Annotated in this window: 6 protein-coding genes; 4 read left to right on the forward strand and 2 right to left on the reverse strand. The window is 61.8% G+C overall.

The window, feature by feature from the left end:
* The first annotated feature begins 263 nt into the window (after positions 1-263).
* The 3 genes from EN949_RS30920 (at position 264) to EN949_RS30930 (ending at position 3,714) form a co-directional block, all read left to right on the forward strand.
* Entirely contained in the window at positions 264-1,391 is a 1,128-nt protein-coding gene (locus tag EN949_RS30920; RefSeq protein WP_013531734.1) for a L,D-transpeptidase, read from the forward strand.
* Positions 1,392-1,528: 137 nt separating this feature from the next.
* The gene (locus EN949_RS30925; RefSeq protein WP_013531733.1) at positions 1,529-3,166 is read left to right on the forward strand and encodes a CTP synthase; all 1,638 of its coding nucleotides are present in this window, start codon (positions 1,529-1,531) and stop codon (positions 3,164-3,166) included.
* Positions 3,167-3,177: 11 nt separating this feature from the next.
* Entirely contained in the window at positions 3,178-3,714 is a 537-nt protein-coding gene (locus EN949_RS30930) for a DUF1697 domain-containing protein (protein WP_013531732.1), read from the forward strand.
* Positions 3,715-3,752: 38 nt separating this feature from the next.
* Here the strand turns inward: EN949_RS30930 and EN949_RS30935 are convergent, their stop codons facing one another.
* Positions 3,753-5,210, reverse strand: coding sequence for an NCS1 family nucleobase:cation symporter-1 (locus EN949_RS30935; RefSeq protein WP_024503329.1), 1,458 nt, complete (start codon positions 5,208-5,210; stop codon positions 3,753-3,755).
* 240 nt (positions 5,211-5,450) lie between these two features.
* Positions 5,451-6,353: a LysR substrate-binding domain-containing protein gene (locus tag EN949_RS30940; RefSeq protein ID WP_024503328.1), complete on the reverse strand. Its 903-nt coding sequence runs from the start codon at positions 6,351-6,353 to the stop codon at positions 5,451-5,453.
* Positions 6,354-6,726: 373 nt separating this feature from the next.
* Here EN949_RS30940 and EN949_RS30945 point away from each other — a divergent pair.
* Positions 6,727-7,171 (forward strand): M17 family peptidase N-terminal domain-containing protein (locus EN949_RS30945; protein ID WP_281039800.1); only part of this gene is annotated, 445 nt, incomplete at its 3' end.

The raw sequence follows: 7,171 nt of genomic DNA on the forward strand, positions 1-7,171 counted from the left end.
ACCAACGGCACGGCTCCCGCCGCACCGGCGACCCCGCAGGTTCCAAACCAGTAGTCCTCGGTGCCTGAACCGCGATCTGTGGTCGTTTGAACACAGTCGCGGCAAATGCAGCGAGATCACGAAGATTCGACGGGGTGAGGCATGGCCCCACGCTTGAGGCGGCCGCGCTTATTCGACTATAGATTGCACGCGGCATTTCCGGCGCCCTTGGGGGGCGCTGGGCGACGCCGTGGCAACAAGCATAGAACGATCGGATCTTCGCCATGCAGCTTCGCAGCTTCATTTTCCTGGGACTTTGCGCCGCACTCGGCGTGAGTTCCCCCGCTTTCGCAGGCGTTCCGGCCAATATGGCCGCACAGCCTTCGGCTGAAACAACTTCTGCCATCAACGTCGCCGTCAAGAGTGATGCGTCGCAATTGAAGCTTCTCAAGAAGAAGAAAAACCCGACGCCCGACGACCTCGCCCAGATCAAGAAGATCGAGGCCAAGATCGTTGCCGACAAGGAAGCCGCCAAAGCCAAGGCGCTCGAAGCCAGGAAGCTGGCAATGCGCGAGGCGGCAAAGGCCAAGGCCGACGCGGAACGGCAGGCGTTCCTTGCCAAGAAGGGCAAGAGCGCGCCGGCAACCGAGGTGGCCGATGCCAAGCCGGCCAAGAAGCAGGCTGCCAAGATCATCGAGCCTATCGAACCGATAGCGCCGATCCAGTCGGCCGAGCCGCTTCCGGCGGAGGCCATGAACGTCGCCCTGACCGGCAACAATGGCGAACTGCGCAGCGAAGTCATCGGCCAGAAGAAGCCGAGCGGCGGCGGCCTGTTCGCCGGCCTTTTCGGCGGGACGTCGTCCGGCTCCTCGATAAGCTATCTTCCCGAGACGCGGGCTCTCGATCAGGCTCTCGCCAAGAGGGAGGCCAAGAAGCAGTTCAAGGTGAAGCCGGAATTCGTGCCGCAGGACGTGGAATTCACTGGTTACGATGCCGGCACCATCGTCATCGACACCAGCGCGCGGCGCCTCTACCTCGTCGAATCATCTTCCACCGCGCGGCGCTACGCCATTGCGGTCGGTCGCGAGGGCCTGCAGTTCAAGGGCACGGTCGCGGTCGGTGACAAGCAGGAATGGCCGCGCTGGATCCCGACGCTGGACATGCAGAAGCGCGAGCCGAAGCATTACGGCCAGTATAAGGACGGCATGCCTGGCGGTGGCCAGAATCCGCTCGGCGCCCGCGCCATCTATCTCTATGACGGCAAGAAGGACACGCATCTGCGCATCCACGGCACCATCGCGCCGCAGTCGATCGGAACCAGCGCCTCTAATGGCTGCTTCCGCATGATCAACGAGCACGTCATGGATCTCTACAGCCGCGTCAGGGTTGGCACCAAGGTCGTCATCATCTGACGTTTTCGTCATCCTGCCGAAAGGGCCGGCTCAGCCGGCCCTTTTGTTTTGCCCTGTTCACGATCCGAGCGCCTTCTTGGGAAAAAACCTTCGCGGTGGTTTTTTCTCTGGCGGAATCAATCCGGCCGCGTTAAGCGATGACTCCCATGGCGCGATATGTATTCATCACAGGCGGCGTGGTTTCCTCACTTGGAAAAGGCATTGCCGCAGCGGCCCTTGGGGCTCTCCTGCAGGCGCGAGGCTATCGCGCACGCATCAAAAAACTCGATCCCTATCTCAATGTCGATCCGGGGACGATGTCGCCGTACCAGCATGGCGAGGTTTTCGTCACCGACGATGGTGCGGAAACCGATCTTGATCTTGGCCATTACGAGCGCTTCACAGGCCGCTCCGCCAACCAGCAGGACAACATCACCACCGGCCGCATCTACAAGAACATCATCGAGCGCGAGCGGCGCGGCGACTATCTCGGCGCCACCGTGCAGGTCATCCCCCACGTCACCGACGAGATCAAGAATTTCGTCCTCAACGGCAATGACGACTATGATTTCGTGCTGTGCGAGATCGGCGGCACGGTCGGCGACATCGAGGCGATGCCGTTCCTGGAGGCTATACGCCAGCTCGGCAACGACTTGCCGCGCAACAATGCCGTCTACGTGCATCTGACGCTGATGCCCTATATCCCGACGGCCGGTGAGCTGAAGACCAAGCCGACTCAGCATTCGGTCAAGGAACTGCGCGGCATCGGCATCGCGCCCGACATCCTGCTGGTCCGCGCCGACCGCGCTATCCCCAAGGAAGAGCGCAGAAAACTGTCGCTGTTCTGCAATGTGCGCGAAAGCGCCGTGATCCAGGCGCTCGACGTGCCGCATATCTACGACGTGCCGATGGCCTATCACAAGGAAGGGCTCGATTCGGAAGTCCTGGCCGCCTTCGGCATCGATCCGGCGCCGAAGCCGCGTATGGAGCCGTGGCAGGCGGTGTCCAACCGCATCCACAATCCGGAAGGCGAGGTGACCATCGCCGTTGTCGGCAAATATACCGGCCTCAAGGACGCCTACAAATCGCTGATCGAGGCGCTGTCGCATGGCGGCCTGGCCAATCACGTCAAGGTCAAGCTCGACTGGATCGAATCGGAGATCTTCGAAAAGGAGGATCCGACGCCGTGGCTGGAAAAGGTGCATGGCATCCTGGTTCCCGGCGGCTTTGGGGAGCGCGGCTCGGAAGGCAAAATCCTGGCGGCGAAGTTCGCGCGTGAGCGAAAAGTGCCGTATTTCGGCATCTGCTTCGGCATGCAGATGGCCTGCATCGAGGCGGCGCGGTCGCTGGCCGGCGTCGAGCATGCGTCTTCGACCGAGTTTGGTCCGACCGAGGAACCGGTCGTCGGCCTGATGACCGAATGGCTGAAAGGCAACATGCTGGAGAAGCGCCGCGAAACCGGCGATCTCGGCGGCACGATGCGGCTCGGCGCCTATCAGGCCGAGCTCGCCAAGGGCTCCAAGATCGCCGAGATCTACGGCGACACTCAGATTTCCGAGCGCCATCGCCACCGCTACGAGGTCAATGTCGACTACAAGGAGCGGCTTGAGGATTGCGGCCTGGTGTTCGCCGGCATGTCGCCCGACGGCGTGCTGCCGGAAACGGTCGAATACCCGGACCATCCCTGGTTCATCGGCGTGCAGTATCATCCGGAACTGAAAAGCCGGCCGCTCGACCCGCATCCGCTGTTCGCCAGTTTCATCGAGGCAGCGGTGGAGCAGAGCCGGCTGGTGTAGGCCGGTCGGCCATGCAGACCTATGTCGCGCTGCTTTACAGCATCATTCTGGGCGAGGGCCGCCGGGTCGTCATGGCCGATCTCAAGGCCATGGCGGAAGATCTCGGGCTGAAGAACCCGCGCACCCTGGTGGCGACCGGAAATCTGGTCTTCGAGGCGCCGGCAACTGATATTGCCGACCTTGAACAGCGGCTGGAGGCAGCCTTCGAAAAAACCTTCGGCCGCCATGTCGACATCATCGTGCGTGGTGCCAAGGACTGGCTGAAGCTTGCCGCCGGCAATCCGTTCCCGGCCGATTCGGCCAAAGCAGGCGATCAGGTGGCCGTACGGGTGATGCGCAAGCCTGCGCCCGTGGAGGCCGTGACGGGGCTCCAGGCCTATGCCGGCGAGGATGAAAAAGTGACTTCGGTCGGCGGCGACATCTGGGTCGTCTTTTCGCGCGAGAGGCCAAGCTCGCGGCTGCTTGCGGCGATGAATCACAAGCGCATGGGCACGGGCACGTCGCGCAACTGGAACACGGTGCGCAGATTGGCCGAGATGCTCGGGTAGGTTTTGGGGCGGCTCTCGCCGCCCCAAAATTCACCTTGTCAGGCCTTCGCGGTCCTGGCGCCGGCGCCCAAAGCGGCGGTGCGCAGCACGTAGTAGATGATGCCGGCGATCGCCACGCCGAAGAACCAGCCATAGACACCCCACCAGGACGGCAGCCAGTTGGTGAAGTTGGGCAGGATCGACGAGAAGATGGCGCCGATGCCGGCGGCGATGAAGGCGTTGACGTGCCAGCCGCCCTGGAAGCGGAATTCGCCATCTTCGCGATAAAGCGCCTCGACGTCGACCTCACCCTTCCGGATCAGGTAGTAGTCGACCATCATCACCCCGAAGATCGGCCCCATCGTCGCGCCGATGATGTTGACGAAGGAAGCCGCACTGCCTTCCCATGGCGCGAAGGGATAGAGCAGCAGGGCGATCACGGCCGCGATATAGCCGCCCTTCTTGAAGTCGATCTGCCTGGGAAAGACATTGGAGAAGTCGAAGGCCGGCGAGACGAAGTTCGCCACGACGTTGATGCCAAGCGTCGCAACTGCAAAGGTCAGGGCAGCAAGGGCTGCCAGGAACCAGCTGTCGAATTTCGCCGATATCTGGTCGGGATGCAGCAGCACCTCGCCATAGACGTCAAAGGCGGCAATGGTGGTGACGCCGGCCACCAGAGAAAACAGGATCAGGTTGATCGGCAGGCCCCAGATGTTGCCCTTGCGCAGCGATGCCTTGTCAGGCGCGTAACGGGCGAAATCGCAGAAATTGAGATAGAGCGCCGAGAAATAGGTGACCCAGATCGCGGCCACCGCAAACAGCGAGGTCCAGGAGCCAGGCGTGCCGGGCACGCCCGCATCCTTCGTCTTGTCCAGCAGCACGTCCATCGGGATGTCGCTGGTGAAGGCAAATCTCCCGGATTTGACACAGAGATAGATCGCCAGGATCAGCATCATCACCCACACCGCGGGGCCGGCCCAGTCCTGGAAGCGGCGGACCGTTTCCATGCCGTTCTGGATGATCAGCAATTGCAGCCCCCAGATGACCACGAAGCAGATCACCTCCAGGCCGGTATGACCGAGGAAGTGCGTGCTGGCGTTGAAATCGGCGAACCATTGCGTGCGGATCAGCAGCGCCACGATCGCGCCCGAGGCGGCGGCAGTCTGCGCGCCGTACCAGAAGCAGGCGACGACGGCGCGCACCAGCGCCGGTATGTTGGCGCCCCAGATGCCGAAAGAGGCGCGGGCAAGCACGGGGTAGGGCACGCCCGTCTTCACGCCGGCATAGCCGACCATGTTCATCAGCGCGTAGATGATCAGCGAGCCGATGCCTATGGCGATGATGAAATTGACGAAGCCGCCGCAGAACAGGAACAGACTGGCGGCAAGATAGTAGCCCCAAAGGCTGTGGACGTCCGACGTCCAGACGTTGAAGATCGAGAATGGTCCCCAGTTTCGAACTTTGGCCGGAGCCAAATCCTCGTTGTACAGATCAGGTGAAGCACCCTGTATCGTCATGGCAATGTTCCCCTTTTGCAGCACGCGCCCTCACGCGTTGGCCGCGTGCAGGTTAAGCCTGCCGCAGGGGAACCGACAAGCAACCTATTTGCCGGCTTTGGCCTTAAAGATATTCAATGAGAACTGCGATTATCGATGCAAGGCGATGGTGGGTCATCGCTGGACCACGGATGAGTCGAGGTTCGACGCGGGGATTCCAATCTGAAGCGGTGGCTCCCGACATTTTCGGTTGGGGGGCATCTAAGCGATTGCCATCACCTGCTTGTGGTCCGCGACTTCGGCGAGCAGCCAATCCTGAAACAGACCGGTGCCTGGCTTGTTGCCGATGCTGCGACGCTGATGCAGGTAAATGCCGGCCGGATAGGTGTGGCGGGCACGGAACGGCGCGACCAGCTTGCCTTGCTGCAGAAAATCTTGCGCCATCATCGTGTCCGCAAGCGCTATTCCGGCGCCATTGATCGCTTCGCGCATGATCAAGGTGCAATCATCCAGTGTTGTGCTGGATTTTGGCGTCGTTTCCAGAACGCCTTCCTGCTCCAGCCAACGCTTCCATCTCATGGTTTCGCATTCATGGATCAGATGATGATTGACCAGATCGGCCGGCGATCGCAGCGGCACAGGCCCCTCCAGAAGCGAAGGCGCACAGACCGGCGTCAAAAGCAGCGGGATCAGCAGCGTCAGAGCCGGGCCGGCCTTGTAGACGAACTCGTCGACAATGGCCAAATCGAAGTTGGCGCGCTTGCCTGAAGTGGAGATCTCCAGATCCACCGACGGATGCAACCGGCGAAAGTTCGGCAACCGGTCCGCCAGCCAAAGGTTCAGAACGGTGGGCACGCACAAGACCCGAACACGTTGGATCTTGCCGTGGCGCGACCCCTCGGAGAGGCTGACGTCATCGGTGGCGCGCCAGATCGCTTCGAACGCCTCCGAGAGGCTGCGCGCATAGTAGGAGCCCCTTATGGTTGGCGTTATCTGGCGAAAACCGCGTTCGAACAGGTCCTGGCCAAGATTTCGTTCAAGCGCGCGGATGTGCCGGCTGACAGCCGAGGGTGTCAGATGCAGTTCTTCCGCCGCGTCCTTGACGCTGCCAAGGCGAGCGGCGGCCTCGAAAGCGCGCATGCCATTGAGTGAGGGAAGGGCCATTGGCCGATCATGAATTGTGAGTTGAGTTTTTGTCAATCGACATGGGCAGAATTCGCGTTTGATCGCCTGCCCTGTTAGGGGATACCCAGATGACAAGAGCAATTAAGTCGTCTCAAGAAAGCGACTATTTGGGGACCGGCATTATACCACGAACGGCGGAGACCGGCTTGACCAGTCTCCACCGGGGTGAGCGAAGCGTTGCTCGCTACCCGGCTGGTATTGCCGCAATCGGAGAGAGCGCCAGCCTATGCCTCAATCGCCAGCGCCGGTTTTCGAGACCGCGGACGAGATTTCCTCGGAAGCCTCCGTCGTCGTGATCTTGCAAACTGCCCAAACAGGCTTCGGCCCGCGGGCAGCCGCCTTGGATGCCGAGATGGGCGGGATTCTCTCGCGCGCCTGCTCCGACCCGGCCGCCTTGATCGAATCCGGCACCTGCATCGATCTTATTGCCCCGCAGTCCGTATCGACCAAGCGCGTGGTCGTCCTGGCCCTGGGCAAAGCTGAAGCCGTAACCACCCTATCACTGGCGCGCGCCGGCGGTCTGCTTGCCGCGCATCTCGAGGGCAAGGGGGAATGCGCGCCCACCCTGGTCCTGGACCCGATCGCCGGCGTTGACCTGCCCGGCGCCGAAATCCTGGCGCGTGTCGCGCTTGGCATGCGGCTACGCCGCTATCGTTTCGATATGCGCAACCGGCGGCAAGGGGCGGGAGCGGATAGAACCTTGCGGGTGAAACTGGTAGGGGCTCGCGGCCCGGATCTGACAGCGGCGCTGGCGCGGATCAATGCCATCGCCGACGGCGTCGAATATGCACGCACCT

The sequence above is a fragment of the Mesorhizobium sp. M7A.F.Ca.US.007.01.2.1 genome, assembly GCF_003998165.1.
In the GTDB taxonomy this organism is placed as follows: Bacteria; Pseudomonadota; Alphaproteobacteria; order Rhizobiales; family Rhizobiaceae; genus Mesorhizobium; species Mesorhizobium ciceri.